The organism is Deltaproteobacteria bacterium (assembly GCA_017302835.1).
Taxonomy (GTDB): domain Bacteria; phylum Bdellovibrionota; class Bdellovibrionia; order Bdellovibrionales; family Bdellovibrionaceae; genus UBA2316.
The window spans coordinates 1-13,405 of the sequence record JAFLCC010000021.1 but is presented as its reverse complement, the minus strand read 5'-3'; the positions used below and the strand labels follow the sequence as shown (position 1 = coordinate 13,405).

The 13,405-nt window shown below is 38.1% G+C and carries 17 protein-coding genes and 1 other RNA gene; 13 read left to right on the top strand and 5 right to left on the bottom strand.

The window, feature by feature from the left end:
- Window positions 1-69: 69 nt before the first annotated feature.
- Window positions 70-1,026, bottom strand: a complete 957-nt coding sequence (locus J0M15_15370) for a serine/threonine protein kinase (GenBank protein ID MBN8538431.1) — start codon at window positions 1,024-1,026, stop codon at window positions 70-72.
- A gap of 280 nt (window positions 1,027-1,306) precedes the next feature.
- Here J0M15_15370 and J0M15_15365 point away from each other — a divergent pair, with 280 nt between their 5' ends.
- On the top strand, window positions 1,307-2,065 hold the full coding sequence (locus J0M15_15365) for a M48 family metallopeptidase (GenBank protein ID MBN8538430.1): 759 nt from the start codon (window positions 1,307-1,309) through the stop codon (window positions 2,063-2,065).
- 27 nt (window positions 2,066-2,092) lie between these two features.
- Here J0M15_15365 and J0M15_15360 read toward each other — a convergent pair whose 3' ends face one another.
- The gene (locus J0M15_15360) at window positions 2,093-2,770 is read right to left on the bottom strand and encodes a phosphatase PAP2 family protein (protein ID MBN8538429.1); all 678 of its coding nucleotides are present in this window, start codon (window positions 2,768-2,770) and stop codon (window positions 2,093-2,095) included.
- Between the two features lie 206 nt (window positions 2,771-2,976).
- Here J0M15_15360 and J0M15_15355 point away from each other — a divergent pair, with 206 nt between their 5' ends.
- From J0M15_15355 to J0M15_15335, 5 genes are all read left to right on the top strand, one after another.
- On the top strand, window positions 2,977-4,323 hold the full coding sequence (locus tag J0M15_15355; protein MBN8538428.1) for a hypothetical protein: 1,347 nt from the start codon (window positions 2,977-2,979) through the stop codon (window positions 4,321-4,323).
- A 192-nt stretch (window positions 4,324-4,515) separates the two neighbouring features.
- Complete coding sequence (locus J0M15_15350; GenBank protein ID MBN8538427.1) at window positions 4,516-5,550, top strand: TIGR02147 family protein; 1,035 nt, start codon at window positions 4,516-4,518, stop codon at window positions 5,548-5,550.
- Between the two features lie 531 nt (window positions 5,551-6,081).
- Window positions 6,082-6,434, top strand: a transfer-messenger RNA (tmRNA) gene (gene ssrA, locus J0M15_15345).
- A gap of 138 nt (window positions 6,435-6,572) precedes the next feature.
- Complete coding sequence (locus J0M15_15340; protein MBN8538426.1) at window positions 6,573-6,989, top strand: SRPBCC family protein; 417 nt, start codon at window positions 6,573-6,575, stop codon at window positions 6,987-6,989.
- A gap of 275 nt (window positions 6,990-7,264) precedes the next feature.
- Window positions 7,265-7,960, top strand: a complete 696-nt coding sequence (locus J0M15_15335; protein MBN8538425.1) for a class I SAM-dependent methyltransferase — start codon at window positions 7,265-7,267, stop codon at window positions 7,958-7,960.
- 87 nt (window positions 7,961-8,047) lie between these two features.
- Here the strand turns inward: J0M15_15335 and J0M15_15330 are convergent, their stop codons facing one another.
- A complete protein-coding gene (locus J0M15_15330) occupies window positions 8,048-8,710 on the bottom strand; it encodes a WYL domain-containing protein (protein MBN8538424.1) in 663 nt (220 codons plus the stop codon).
- A 139-nt stretch (window positions 8,711-8,849) separates the two neighbouring features.
- Between J0M15_15330 and J0M15_15325 the strand changes: the two genes are divergently transcribed.
- Window positions 8,850-9,266, top strand: coding sequence for a DUF1761 domain-containing protein (locus tag J0M15_15325; GenBank protein ID MBN8538423.1), 417 nt, complete (start codon window positions 8,850-8,852; stop codon window positions 9,264-9,266).
- A 34-nt stretch (window positions 9,267-9,300) separates the two neighbouring features.
- Here J0M15_15325 and J0M15_15320 read toward each other — a convergent pair whose 3' ends face one another.
- On the bottom strand, window positions 9,301-9,516 hold the full coding sequence (locus J0M15_15320) for a recombinase family protein (protein ID MBN8538422.1): 216 nt from the start codon (window positions 9,514-9,516) through the stop codon (window positions 9,301-9,303).
- Complete coding sequence (locus tag J0M15_15315; GenBank protein ID MBN8538421.1) at window positions 9,510-9,767, bottom strand: hypothetical protein; 258 nt, start codon at window positions 9,765-9,767, stop codon at window positions 9,510-9,512. The genes J0M15_15320 and J0M15_15315 overlap by 7 nt, the downstream gene beginning before the upstream one ends.
- 141 nt (window positions 9,768-9,908) lie before the next feature.
- Between J0M15_15315 and J0M15_15310 the strand changes: the two genes are divergently transcribed.
- Genes J0M15_15310 through J0M15_15285 form a run of 6 tightly spaced genes read left to right on the top strand, consistent with a single transcriptional unit; the run spans window position 9,909 to window position 13,133 of the window.
- Window positions 9,909-10,292 (top strand): VOC family protein, encoded by a 384-nt coding sequence (locus J0M15_15310; GenBank protein MBN8538420.1) that lies wholly within the window; start codon window positions 9,909-9,911, stop codon window positions 10,290-10,292.
- Between the two features lies 1 nt (window position 10,293).
- Window positions 10,294-11,028 (top strand): TfoX/Sxy family DNA transformation protein, encoded by a 735-nt coding sequence (locus J0M15_15305; GenBank protein MBN8538419.1) that lies wholly within the window; start codon window positions 10,294-10,296, stop codon window positions 11,026-11,028.
- 9 nt (window positions 11,029-11,037) lie between these two features.
- Window positions 11,038-11,430: a DUF3224 domain-containing protein gene (locus J0M15_15300; protein ID MBN8538418.1), complete on the top strand. Its 393-nt coding sequence runs from the start codon at window positions 11,038-11,040 to the stop codon at window positions 11,428-11,430.
- Window positions 11,427-12,005 carry an NAD(P)H-dependent oxidoreductase gene (locus J0M15_15295; GenBank protein ID MBN8538417.1) on the top strand — a complete coding sequence of 193 codons (579 nt, stop codon included), beginning with the start codon at window positions 11,427-11,429 and terminating at the stop codon, window positions 12,003-12,005. The genes J0M15_15300 and J0M15_15295 overlap by 4 nt, the downstream gene beginning before the upstream one ends.
- 4 nt (window positions 12,006-12,009) lie before the next feature.
- Entirely contained in the window at window positions 12,010-12,450 is a 441-nt protein-coding gene (locus tag J0M15_15290) for an SRPBCC domain-containing protein (protein ID MBN8538416.1), read from the top strand.
- Between the two features lie 2 nt (window positions 12,451-12,452).
- Window positions 12,453-13,133 (top strand): DUF1801 domain-containing protein, encoded by a 681-nt coding sequence (locus J0M15_15285; GenBank protein ID MBN8538415.1) that lies wholly within the window; start codon window positions 12,453-12,455, stop codon window positions 13,131-13,133.
- Window positions 13,134-13,405: the final 272 nt, after the last annotated feature.

Genomic DNA, 13,405 nt, shown 5'->3' with positions numbered 1-13,405 from the left:
ATAAAAGAAAGACAAGGCAAGATCAAAGCGTCATGAACCTAAGGGCCCAAGTTATTTTTGCGCAAGACTCTAAAGAGCCGTTCCTAAATTCCAAGCAATCTTTTCGAGCGCTTCGGTTTCTTCCGCCCAAAAGGAATAGGAGCCAAAATTGGGAAATATTTTTGGAAAAGAAGGGTCACTCCAACGTTTGGCGATCCAGCCTGCATACATCAAGATTCTTAATCCGCGAAGCGCTTCTACCCAACCCCATTGGTGAAAGGGAAATTCACGAAAAAGCTCGTAACCTTCAACAAGCAAATCTTTTTCTTTTTCCAAAGTGGTATCGTCAAAACTGAGCAGCATCCATAGGTCTTGGATAACAGGGCCATTTAAAAAATCATCGAAATCAACAAGGTAAAACAAATCTTGAAACTGTAAAACATTTCCTTTATGACAATCTCCGTGAATGCGGATAAACTCTGCGGGATTAAATTCATAATCAATAAATTCTAAAATAATTTCGGCTGATTTAATATACCGAGACCTTAGCTCTGGTAGTACCTTATCTTGTAACAAGTCCAAAGTTTCCCAACCACCAAAATAACTCGAGTCAAGGGTTGGACGATGAAATGCTATTTTTCGTGCGCCTACATTGTGCACTCTGGCCATGAGCTGGCCAATTCTTTTTAAGTCATCATTGAGAAACTCTTGAGGCATGCGTCCACGAAATTTAGGAAAAAAGGAAACGAAGATACCATTATGTTCGAGGATGGTTTTTCCATTTTTTAAAAGTAAAGGCTCAAGACAGGGAATATCTTCAGCATTCAGCTCATTTAAAAAAGCATGTTCTTCCTGAATGGATTCTAAAGTCCATCGTTGGGGACGATAAAATTTAGCTATAATATTTTCAGATGATTCCATTTTTAAATCAAAAACGCGGTTTTCATAGGAATTTAACTGTGTAAATAAACCAGTAGGAACAAAACCAGCTCTTTCACTAGCAAGTAATACATTTTCTGGATCTAAATTAAAAAAATTATCGGTCATGATTAAGCACACTCGTCAGTTAAAAGTTTTTTTTAAATTTATTTAAATTTATTAAATTCTTTTTTAATTTTTTAAATTCTTTTTCTTACATTTCATAATTTTTCCAGACATTTCCATGCATTTCCATACATTTCATTTTTTATTCTCCTAAGAATTCATTTTTTCTCAAGATTTTAAAGAGGATAACCGTTGGATGCTGGTGAAGTCTAATGATATTAGATAAAATTTGATTTTCATTGTGCCGGTTGATGTCGTCTGAAAAATAGGATAAAATCCATCTATGTCGTCAGAAATCGTCCGTTTTGAAAATTATGAATTTCAAATTGAAAGAAAATCAAAGCGCCGATCAGTAACGGTCTTTATGGCTCCTAAGAGGCCTATTATCGTAAGAACGGGATTAAAGACGTCTCATTATTTTATCTTGAGTTTTTTGAAAAGCAAAATAGGTTGGATTGAAAAAAACATAAAAAGAATCAAAGAAATTGAAAGTCAGTATCCTGAAAAAAGAATTCGAGAAGATGAAGTTTTTCCTTTTCGAGGCGTAGATTATGTTTTAAGGGTTGTCATCACGCCAGGAAAAAAATATTTTGTTTCTTTGCCAGAAATGAATGCTCATAGAACTATGCTCTTACACGTTCCTTTAAAGGAATGGCATGCTCTGAGCAAAAAATTAGAATACGAAAATCAAATTCATACTCTAAGGGTTTTCTACAGAAGGGAATCTATTCGTTTTCTAACTGAAAGAGTTAATTATTTATCTCAACAAATGGAGCTATACCCTTCCCAAATAAAATTTCGAGAGCAAAAGAGCAGATGGGGTAGTTGTTCAACAAATAAAATTATCAATTTGAACTGGAGATTAATCCTATTTTCAGATGAAATTATTGACTATGTATTGATCCACGAGCTTGCTCATTTGAAACATTTAAATCATTCTGACAGTTTTTGGAACTTAGTCGAAAAATTCTGTCCACAATACAAAGAAATCTCAATGCAACTAAAAAAAAGTCAAGGTTTAACGGGCTTTTTAGATTTGTAGGTTTTTAATGCGTGTTTGAAACGACTTTCAGAACACGAGCTTAGATTCTTTCTTGGAAAGAAAATAAAATAGCCATAGGCAAGTAAGATGTCCAACGAGTGCGCCGATAAGAACATCGGCAAAAAAATGATCGCGAGTCATCACGCGGGTGAAGCTAAGAGCTGTAGCCAAGGAATAGAATAAATATTTTTTTTGAGGATAGTAATAGGAAAAAAAAGTGGCCACGCAAAATAACACTTGGGTATGTCCAGAGGGCAAAGAATGAAAATTCCAATGGGTATTAAACGGATAAAAAGCATGGGGATCAAAATCAGGAGATATTTTGGGTCGTTGACGTCCAAACAAAAATTTAAAAAATTGGAGACACAATCCTGAGAAAAGTAAAGAATAAATCATAACTTGAGATTTACGATAAACAGAATGAATTTTGGGGTGAGTGACTCGTTTTAATTTGATCAAGTAAAAACAAATTGCAAGAACTGTCAATGCGGCAATAAAGTAATTTGAAAACAAACCAACATTGGTGATTTCTCGAGCAAACAGCCATTTCCAATCATCTTCTCTGAAGAGATAGGTAATTTTTTGATCTAAATAAGAGATAGAAAATAGACCCGCAAAGATAGTGACCACGCTTAAAATCGCTGAATAAGAATAAATTTTTTTTAATGGAGTTTTCTCGAGCTCCCATGACCTAAAAATAAACATAAATGTATTTTTTACTTATTTAACCGTAAAGACAACGATTCTTTTGCGTTTATAGTTGGCGTGCTGTTTGCTTCAACTGTTTCAATAGCTTGTTTGTTTTTCTTGGTTAGCAGAAAAGTAAAACGAAGTAGATTTTCTAATTATTAATTATACGGTAGATTTTCTAATTAATTTGGGGGTTTAAGATGTTAAATTGGGGGCTTAAAATGAAATGGCAATTGAAATGGCAGAAAGCCATAGTTTTGATGGGAATTTCTTTAATTGTAACTTCATGTGGGGTGAAAAAAGAGCCTTCTAAAGTTGAAACGCCTCCCGCGACGCAAACACCAGCACCAGCAGAACAGCCAGCACCTACTCCTCAATTGCCACCCTCTGCTCCGCCTTCGACGGCAAAAGAGACCAAACCTTTACCAAAAAATGAAGTTAAAGATAAACAAGGAAGAGATAGTCTCGATTTATCAAATAGAACGTCCAAGAAAATGACCAAAAAGCTTTCTGCCGAACAAAAGGAATCAGAAAAATTAAAAGCGAGAACCTCAGCACCAAATTACTCTTTTAATTCAAAGGATCCGTCCAGCAGTGATAATCTGTTTGTAGCTTCAAATAGTTCAAAGATAACCGCTAGCTCAGCAATCTTAACTGGTGGGGGAAATGATTTAGGGTTCATTTACTCTGGCGCTTCTAATGATTCGATTTTGAAATTTTTAATTTCGGAAGAAAATAAAGTGACCGCACAACAAGCTCAACTGAATAAGATACTTGCTGGCTCGTTAATGGAGATGAGTTATTTAGTCGACAAAACGAAGCAGATAACAATTGATATTACTTTAAGGACAGGGAATGAAATTAGTGATATTCGGCTTCAAACTGCTTTTAAAGAAAATTCATTAATGAAAATGAGCGAGGCGAACCTCTTTGTGACTGCTCAGTGTGTGGATTCATATAAATATTCAGACGATTGCTCGAATTTAGTGGTTAAAATTAAAAATGAGGGGGCGCAGTCCCATGCCATTTTAAGACATTCGAACGCTAATATAAAGTATTGGCATTATAATGTGGAGGATGCCGAGTATAATGAGTTATTTCAATTTTTAAAAAACTCCAGTACAGACAGAGACAGCAAAAGAGGTAATGAAGCTCAAGAGGAAATGAAGCATAATAGACATAATAGAATTGAGGAAGTTTATTTTAATTCATTTGAAATTGTTAATGGAAGGGCAGGATTTACTGCGATCATCAAGGGCCAAGATAATCAAATAATTTCATTGAAATCAGAATTGATGCTCAAACGAGATTTAACGGCAGCTCAAAACAATGTTGAAAAAAATCTTGATGAGAGTGATCTTAACGTGCACCGCTCGACACAAGGGTCTCGTGGAAATGCAAGTTTTATGGATTTATTTAAATCAGCCACGGTGATTGAAAACAACAGCATGGGACATGTGACTGTTGAAATTAAAACTGAATCCAAGAAATCTAAAATATCTAACAAGATTTTGCTTATATTTAGTCGTATATCAATTCCTACGAGTTTCCCTTCAAGTTTGGAATAAAATAGGAATAGAGGATTGCAGTCCAGTTTTAATGGCATCAACCTTGCTCCTTATTTATCTAAGTGGGATTGAGTTCAAATCTGAACTTTTTGGCACCAGTATATTCGACCATGGTGCTCTGCCCAGACAAAAGTAAAAAATGAATTGATTTTATTTTTTTACTTCTGTGTACTTAGTTACAAAGGGGTGGTTATGTCAGTTGATCAGTTTAAGAAAAGTGATGAAAAATCAAAGAATTCACAAGGATTGCCTAATCTTTCAGATTATCTCGACTACCGTTTGTATTTACGCGAGTTTTATCAGGCTAAAAAGGAGCTCAGTAAGAATGATCTCAGACCTTATAGCTATCAACTTTTTTCTGCAGCTGCCAATATTAAGTCCCCAAATTATTTAAAAATGATTATCGAGGGCCAGAGAAATCTTTCTGAAGACATGATCGGAAAATTTGCCAAGGCGCTGGCATTAAGCAAAGACCAAAGCGAGGAGTTTTCCTATCTTGTAAAGTTAAATCAAGCTGAAGATACCTCCGAAAGAAATATTTATTTAAAAAAAATTTCAGAAGTGCGGGTTGAACAAAAACTAAAGAGCGGTGAGATCGATCGCAAAACTTGGGAAAAAATTCCCAATTGGGTTGCTTGGATTTTATATGCCATGATTGATCAAGAGGGTGTTTCTTTTACAACCAAGAACTTGAAGGAATTACTTAGAAATAAAGCCTCTGAGGCAGAGATCGAAGCGTCCTTAAACTCATTATTAGCGAGTGGCGAAATCAAAAAAGATCCTATTACGGGTGAAATAAAAAAATCACATACTTTGATTGATTCTCCAGAGGAAATCCCAGTTGCCCTTGTCCGAAAATTGCAAACGCAGCTGATGTATCTGGGCTTGGAGTCTTTGTATCAGGACGCTCCCCAAGATCGTGAATTTGGTACGTTAACAATGTCGCTAACAAAGGAAGAGTTTGAAGATATTAAATTTAAGTTGAGACAACTCAGAAAAAGCATTCATAAAGATAATTCCATGGGAAGAAAAGAAAAAAAAGGCGAACGAGTTTATCAATTAAATATTCAATTATTTCCAGTTACCAATAAAATCAGCGAAGAACAGCTATCCATTTTTAAAAAAAATCTTGAATTGATGAAGAAGAAAGAAGAAGGAGAAAGTACTGTTCAATCCTTAGCAGAACGAGCTTTGCAAGCAGCGTCCTTCTTTGAGTCTCAAATCTAATTTGAAATCTGATCTGGGTCTTGTTTTTTTAAAAAACTTAGTGAATGATCATTAAAAATATACGACGCTTTGCGTTTTTAGTTCTTAAATTTCTATATATAATATGAAAAGAATTTAGTCTAGTATGTGGATAACTCTGTGGGTTTGGTTGATAACTTATTAAAAATTAGGGTAAAAAATGGTAATTTTCATTTGCCTAAGAAATTATTTTTTTTTAATGTTTATTTTTCTTTTCAAAGTTTAGAAAAATTATTAGAATTTCAACTCTAAACTTATCCTAGATATTTTATAAAAATAATCAAATATGTCATGAAACAAATAATGAAACAATCTTGCTCAGCTTTTCCTCAATAAATGACTTAGGTTAAACTAGAACGAAAAATTGAAACGGAATGATCTTAGGTTAAGGATAATAGAGGATTGTGGTTTAGTTTTTGTTAGAGGTTTATTTTATAATCTCTGTTGTTTTTTCCATTCTAATGATAGAATGGATCTGTCATAGTTTTTTATGACATTATTAAAGAATATAACGGGGGCGACACGGCTTCGACGTGGGCGCTGAAGCATGAGGAGCATACCGGGGCGCACAGGGACCTCGATAAAAAGGTGCAAACTTTTAATTGCTAACGAAAACGTAGCAATGGCAGCTTAGTGCTGCCACGGTCACTAACTTAATCGATGGTGTTGAGTTAACTGGCTGTAATTAATGCCATATCGGTTGAGTGTTGTTTTCTCCAGGGCACCAACTTAAAAATGCTGGTGGAATGATGGCAGTGATTTTGTCTATGGAAGCGAAGTCATCATAATTAAAACATAGACTAAGTATGAAGCGCCTTATCGTGGATCACCTGCGGACGGGGGTTCAATTCCCCCCGCCTCCACCATTTTTGACACCAAATTTGGAGCTTAAGCCCATGATATTGTTGGCTTTTGCTCCTGGGGCTCTCCCCTCCGTGGTGCCGTGGTTCATCGAGGAATCAATAGTTTAGGGAGATGTTTGATAAAATTAAGGAGAGCCACTAATGGGTAATTCAAAAATTCAAATCGAAGCAACAATCTCAACAACGCTCCCAAAGGTTTGGCAATATTGGACAGAGCCGAATCATATTACTCAGTGGAATTTTGCAGTGCCAGAATGGTGCTGCCCAAGAGCCACGAATGATCTTAGCGTTGGAGGAAAGTACTCAGCAAGAATGGAAGCTAAGGACGGAAGTTTTGGTTTCGATTTTGAAGCTATTTACAACGAAGTTATAATTCAAAAGAAACTTGCTTATACTTTAACTGACGGTCGAAAAGTCGTCACAAGTTTCGAGCGGGTGGGAGATGCGACGAAGGTCACGACCGTTTTTGATGCCGAAAATCAGAATCCGGTAGAAATGCAGAAAAATGGCTGGCAATCGATACTTAATAACTTCAAGAAGTATGCTGAAGAAAATTGAGACAGGTGACGGTTGAGTTCGACTTGCCGAAGTTGGAGTCCAACATATACGGAACCTGCAAATGGTTCTAGGGTCTTAACAAGATTATATTCTCTCCACTGAGAGAAGAGTCTTCGGATTCAAAAGTTTATTGAAAATTCAGAATCCAGTCCAACTTTTAGAAGAAATGGGGATGGAGAAATAGAAAGCATGACTGTAAATATGAAAGCAATTTTGAAAGCTACCTCTAATCTTAAAGCGCAGGTCGATAAAATTGAAGTTAGTGGGATTGCTGAATGAATCCAAGCCCCACAGTGATCGACCATTTTACAAATGCTGCCAAAGTATACGATGAGAAAAACCAGCAGTTAGCACCCATAGCTGACAACATGCATTTTCTCATTCGTCTTATTTTAAAAAATGCTCTCGTTCGTGCCCGAGTTCTTTGTGTGGGTGTTGGAACTGGAGCAGAGTTATTTTCACTCGCTAAACAATTTCCAGAGTGGACATTTGTTGGCGTTGACCCATCTGTTGGAATGCTTGATGTCTGTCGTGAAAAACTAAAGTCGGCTGGAATCCTTGACCGCTGTGAACTCATTCATGGATATGTTAACGATGCGCCTACAGGTGAGAATTTTGATGCGGCATTGAGTATTCTGGTCGGGCACTTCGTGAAGCGCGATGAACGGTTGGGTTTCTATCAGGCGATGTCCAGTCGATTGCGTACCAATGGAGTATTGATCAATACAGAAATCAGTTATGATTTAAGCTCGCAAGAATTTCCGATGATGTTAAACAATTGGAAGGAAGTTCAAATTTTGATGGGCGCAACACCAGAGTCACTTGCGAATTTATCTCAAGTGTTGCGCGAAATGCTGACAGTGCTTTCGCCCATAGAAACCGAATCGCTGCTAAGGCAAAGCGGCATCCCTATACCAATCCGTTTTTTTCAAGCGTTCATGATTAATGGCTGGTACGGCCTCAAGAGTTGAAGCTCTACGCCAAGTTAAGACGATGAGTGGGACAAGTTCTTATGGCTAGCTCAGAGTGACATAAATTCTTAAATCTAAACTCGTCTTCTACACAGACTCAAAAAATTCAGTAATCGCCCTGTTAAATTTCACTCTGTCTTTAGACTTAAAAAGTTCATTTGTTAACTCGCTACTTGAAATTCTATCTACTCTGAAAAAGCGAATATCTTCTCGCAGGTAGTCCCAAGCGAGGATGTGCCAAACAGGCCAGTTAAAAAGTAAAAAATGAGGCTCAATTGTTCGATTGGTACTGATCCCTTTCTCGTCGACGTAAGTGATTGCTAGCTGCTTGCTTTCAAAAAAACTGATTCGAAGTGGGATTATAATTTTTTCTTTTGGCAATTTAAAGCTCGACAAAACTTTTCTTGGGGCCATATCACCGACTAAAATCCTTTTTCTAATCTCTTCAATCTGACGTCTTTGCGAATCGGGAAAAGATTGGGCAATTTTGAATCGTATACTTCTAAGATGGCTCATCAGAAACGTCGGCTGCAACTTTTCCATTGTAGCCAATGCAATAAGCAGATCTAGAATTTCGCTGTAATTTAACTGTAATTTGCCCAAACCCCATCCGTGATGAAGTCTAATGCCACCTCCTCGGCCTCTGTCTGATTCAATTGGAAATCCGGCTTCTTCCAAATCTTGTAGGTCACGCATTAAGGTTCGTCGACTTACATTGAGCAACTGACTGAGTTCCAAAGAATTTCGCATTTCCTGAGACCTCAAAAGACCAATGAGCTTGTCCAGACGACTTTTGCGGCTTATGTAGCTAGATTTTGGCATAAAACAAATATGCCATAAAATGGCATATTTATACATAAGATAATTACTCACAACAAAGGAGTTAACAATGTTGACGGCTTTAACTGAAACAAGTTGGTTAGGTGTGATAGTAGTTACAATCGTAAATTTCATTTTTGGAGGCATCTATTTTGGCGTCATCATTGCTAAAATGTATGCTTTCGCGATGGGAAGAGAGAAGGAGGAAAGACAAAAGCCTTCAGTCCTGATGATTGCAGGACCAGCAGTTTGCGGTCTGCTTATCACAATGACGAGTGGCGCATTTATAAAGATGCTGAATATCCAAACTCTTTCGGATGCACTAATATTTGGATCGACGGTTGGAATTGGCTATTTTGTTCCCATGACAATGACAATTGCGATCAATCCAAATTTCCCGCGTCCGTTTTTGTATACAGCAATCAATGCCCCCTATTTTCTCGCTTCTAGTCTTCTGACCAGCTCGATACTCGTTCTGATGAACTGAACCAAATTCGATTAGCTATGCGAGGGCGCCGACCTCATTTGTAAAGGCATTCGGAAGGGCTCTCATCGAAACGAAGGTCTTCAGTAAGTTTGGTAGATTCTAGGGCGCTAGTTTCAATTCGTCGGATGGTTGTATGATACCATCGCGTTTGCCTGGAGGGACTTTTGATCCCTCTTAACGTGAGCCACTCAGAGATTGTCTTATAGGACCAGCCTAGACTCCGTTTTCTTAGTATACTATCGACTACCATTTTGCACCCGAGTGTGCAAAACCCCGGTTTCCTCCTTGAGATTTTGTTCCATAAACTTCCCGTCCTGACACTCTGGCAGTTCTTAGTATTTCAAATCGCACTAAGGCATTGTTTATCGTTGAATGGCTGCTCCCAATGAGGACGGCAATTTGGCGAGCCGTGAGCCCTTCGATGGCGTATTTTTGATTGAGGAACGCTTTGTTACGAAACAGAGGAGTTGTCGAAATACTTGATTCTATTCTAAGATGCATTGAGGACAGCTTGAAAAACTCAATAGGTTTTTTGTCCACCATCAACCGTGGAGAACCTAAGTTTCGCAAGGAGAAACTCTGGTTTTAGTTTGAAACGGTTAGAATTGGAATTTTCCTAGATGAACTGAAAGGGAAAAATTTATGAGACTTGGATATACCTTATTGTACGTTGATGACGTTGAAAAAACGATGGCCTTTTATTCAAAAGCGTTTGGGCTTGAAGCTGGTTTTCTTCATGAGTCCAAAGATTATGGTGAAATGAAGACTGGCGATACCAAACTTGGTTTTGTTAATCATGCCACCGCCGGTTCGCACGGTTTTGAGTATGAAAAGTTGAGTTTGAAAAGTAAGGCCCCTGGATTTGAAATTGGATTTGTGGCTGACAATGTTGAGAATGCATTTGAGCACGCAGTAAATGCTGGTGCAGTTTCAGTCAGTAAACCGACACAAAAGCCCTGGGGTCAAACTGTCAGTTACGTACGAGACTGCAATGGTCTCTTGGTCGAAATTTGTTCAGCGATGTAATATGAACAAAAAGTATTCCCTCGAAAGCTTTAGTGCTGGTCATTTCTTTGAAGATCTTGAATCTAGAGACAGTTTTTATTGTAAGAAGTTTTTTGGCGGCCTTTCGATTTATGTCTTTGGAAGAATGGTCGCCTTTTTATGTGAGCATCCTGGCGACAAGGAGTGGCGAGGAAAGAAGTTTAAAACTGATATATGGAATGGCTGTTTAATTCCATCGCATCGAGACCACCATGAATCTCTATTAGCCAAAATTAAAGGTACGACGATCCATCCAGTGATCACCAAGTGGCTCTATCTTCCTCAGTCATCTAAATATTTTGAGCCTTCAATGTTCCAATTAATCGAATTGATTCAAAAGAAAAATGAACTGATTGGTATTGAACCTGAAATCAAGTCGAAGAAGAAGAAACCAAAACCCAAGTCAATTGACCTGAAAAAAACCAAGATCTCAAAAATGATGAACTTAGGGCCTGCAGTCGAGAAGGATTTCAATGCCGTTGGAATTACTCACGCAGATCAAATAATCAAACTTGGCCCTGAGAAGGCATTTATCAAAATGCTCGAAGGGCGACTAAACCTAAACAGAAGTGCTAAGTGTTGTAATGCACTTTACCTTTACTCACTCTATGGGGCGATTCACAATATTCACTGGACTCATATTCCTGAAAAGAAAAAGAAAGAGTTTAAAGCTTACACGGAGAAATTGAGAAAAACAGGACGGTTTGGAAAGTTTTGAGGGATTAGAATGCAAATTAGAGGCGAGTTTGAAGTTAAGTTAAATCCAATAGAATCATACGCAAAAGGCTCTAACGGAGTAAAATTAGGTCGAATGTCGATTGATAAGACTTTTCGAGGAGAATTGTCAGCGACTAGTAAAGGCGAAATGCTCAGTGCGATGACTTCAGTTAAGGGTTCTGCTGGATATGTTGCGATAGAATATGTCACAGGCTCGTTGAGTGACAAAAAAGGAAGTTTTGTACTTCAACACTTTGGAACTATGGACAAAGGCAAGGATCGGCTGATCTTAGAAGTGGTTCCTGATTCTGGCGAGGGCGATTTGATTGGTTTGACCGGAAAAATGGAAATTAACATTGAAGCTGGAAAGCACTACTACAATTTCAATTTTGAGTTGCCGTGAAAAAGATATTATTAATCGATGGTCATCCGCAAAGTGATAGTTTTATATCGTCTCTTTGCGATCGATACTTTGAAAGCGCCAAAGCTGGTGGATACGAGATAAAGAGACTAAATGTTCGAGACCTAGTTTTTGATCCCAATCTAAAATTTGGCTATAAAGAAATACAACAGCTTGAACCCGACCTGATAGCATCCCAACAACTAGTATTGTGGTGTGATCATCTTGTTTTTGCATACCCTATGTGGTGGGGAGCTATGCCGGCATTGACGAAAGGTTATTTTGACCGAAGTTGGTTGCCTGGTTTTGCATTTAAGTTTCAAAACTCGAGTCCTTTTTGGGACAAATTATTAAAAGGGCGCTCGGCCCGTATCTTGGTAACTTGTGATGCGCCGACTATTTTCAATTTGTTCGCCTATTTCAATTCACCGTACACTGTTACTAAGAAAATGATTTTTGCTTTCTGCGGATTCAAACCCATTCGATCTACGCACATCGGTGGAGTCAAAGGTATGTCCGAAGTAAAACGAAAAATGTGGTTAAATAAAATGTCTGAACTTGGTTCAGCGGGAGGCTAGGTTTATGAGCGAAGGCAAAGCAACGACAACTAAGAAGCTATTCAGCCGAGAAACTTCGGTGAGTATCTCGATCAAAGCACCATCAAAAGTGATCTGGTCACTACTTACAGATGCCTCTCAGTATCCGAAATGGAATTCAACCGTTGTTTCGATTGAAGGTAACATTTCGCATGGAGAAACGATTAAGTTGAAGTCGAAACTTGATCCTAAGCGAATCTTTAAGCTTAAAGTAAAAGAGTTTGAACCAGCAAAAAGGTTGGCTTGGGGAGATGCAATGGGCTTAAGGGTTTACTCTCTTTTTGAGTCTGGCGGAGAAACCAAATTTAACATGACTGAAAAAATTGGTGGCCCGATATTTCCGTTGTTTGCCAAAATGATTCCGCCGTTTGATCAATCCTTCGAAGACTTTGCTAGGGACTTAAAGAAAGCGGCTGAGAAGAACTAAAAATGGCGAAGACGAAAGCAACAAGCGCAAGTATTGCGACGCACTTAAAGAAAATCACTGACGACGAACGAAGAAATGACTGTATTTTACTTATAAAAATGATGACCAAAATCACCCGTGAAAAGCCAAAAATATGGGGCTCTAAAATTATTGGTTTTGGAAGTTATCATTACAAGTATGAAAGTGGTCGAGAGGGTGATTCATGCATAACTGGTTTTGCGTCGGGTAAGCCAAATATAAGTATCTATCTGGTGGCGGCTGGCAAAAGCCAGAATCAACATTTGTTGAATCTCGGTAAACATAATATGGCAAAAGCATGTCTTCAGATTCGAAGGCTAAGTGAAGTGAACTTGAAAGTGCTCGAAAAGCTGATTTCTGAGTCCGTCAAAGAAGTGAATAGACGTTATGGAAAAAGCAATTCGAATGAAGAACGTGTCGCGATTCGAGGAAAAGGATGGAAAAAGCAGACTACAGTATCTGTTGAGAAATTCAAAACCATATCAACGGCAATAATGAAGTGTTTAACCAAAAAGCCCGTTCGATACTCAGAGCTAGCAAAATTAGTAGGTTCAAAGGTGAAGACTTTTGAGGGTTCAGTGGGTTGGTATGTAATGAGCTGTCTTCGAGAGCTTGAAGTTCGTGGCAAAGTTACGCGAACGATTAAGGGCTACTGCAAGAAATAGAAGGTGCCGTGGTTCAACGAGGAATCAAGCGCTTTGGGAGACTATGGTGAAATTCTATGGTGGGAATTGGAACCTGGGATTTGAGTTAAATTGGATGAGTTTCGCATGGAGAAACTTTATATTGAAAAAAGACTTCAAGGATTAGATGTAGAAGTTTAGATCTGATCTGACACATCTCGGATAGCGAGAATGTGGAAAACTCAGTTACCCTTTTGTTTAGCAAAAAACAAACAAGATCAAAACGATCTAGAAAAGGTAACTGAATTTATGCA

Excerpts from the sequence above, each read along its gene's own strand:
- J0M15_15360 (MBN8538429.1), bottom strand. The coding sequence starts at position 2,770 with ATGTTTATTTTTAGGTCATGGGAGCTCGAGAAAACTCCATTAAAAAAA.
- J0M15_15350 (MBN8538427.1), top strand. The coding sequence starts at position 4,516 with ATGTCAGTTGATCAGTTTAAGAAAAGTGATGAAAAATCAAAGAATTCA.
- J0M15_15325 (MBN8538423.1), top strand. The coding sequence starts at position 8,850 with ATGTTGACGGCTTTAACTGAAACAAGTTGGTTAGGTGTGATAGTAGTT.
- J0M15_15310 (MBN8538420.1), top strand. The coding sequence starts at position 9,909 with ATGAGACTTGGATATACCTTATTGTACGTTGATGACGTTGAAAAAACG.
- J0M15_15315 (MBN8538421.1), bottom strand. The coding sequence starts at position 9,767 with ATGCATCTTAGAATAGAATCAAGTATTTCGACAACTCCTCTGTTTCGT.
- J0M15_15290 (MBN8538416.1), top strand. The coding sequence starts at position 12,010 with ATGAGCGAAGGCAAAGCAACGACAACTAAGAAGCTATTCAGCCGAGAA.
- J0M15_15320 (MBN8538422.1), bottom strand. The coding sequence starts at position 9,516 with ATGGTAGTCGATAGTATACTAAGAAAACGGAGTCTAGGCTGGTCCTAT.
- J0M15_15355 (MBN8538428.1), top strand. The coding sequence starts at position 2,977 with ATGAAATGGCAATTGAAATGGCAGAAAGCCATAGTTTTGATGGGAATT.
- J0M15_15340 (MBN8538426.1), top strand. The coding sequence starts at position 6,573 with ATGGGTAATTCAAAAATTCAAATCGAAGCAACAATCTCAACAACGCTC.
- J0M15_15305 (MBN8538419.1), top strand. The coding sequence starts at position 10,294 with ATGAACAAAAAGTATTCCCTCGAAAGCTTTAGTGCTGGTCATTTCTTT.
- J0M15_15300 (MBN8538418.1), top strand. The coding sequence starts at position 11,038 with ATGCAAATTAGAGGCGAGTTTGAAGTTAAGTTAAATCCAATAGAATCA.
- J0M15_15365 (MBN8538430.1), top strand. The coding sequence starts at position 1,307 with ATGTCGTCAGAAATCGTCCGTTTTGAAAATTATGAATTTCAAATTGAA.
- J0M15_15285 (MBN8538415.1), top strand. The coding sequence starts at position 12,453 with ATGGCGAAGACGAAAGCAACAAGCGCAAGTATTGCGACGCACTTAAAG.
- J0M15_15370 (MBN8538431.1), bottom strand. The coding sequence starts at position 1,026 with ATGACCGATAATTTTTTTAATTTAGATCCAGAAAATGTATTACTTGCT.
- J0M15_15330 (MBN8538424.1), bottom strand. The coding sequence starts at position 8,710 with ATGCGAAATTCTTTGGAACTCAGTCAGTTGCTCAATGTAAGTCGACGA.
- J0M15_15335 (MBN8538425.1), top strand. The coding sequence starts at position 7,265 with ATGAATCCAAGCCCCACAGTGATCGACCATTTTACAAATGCTGCCAAA.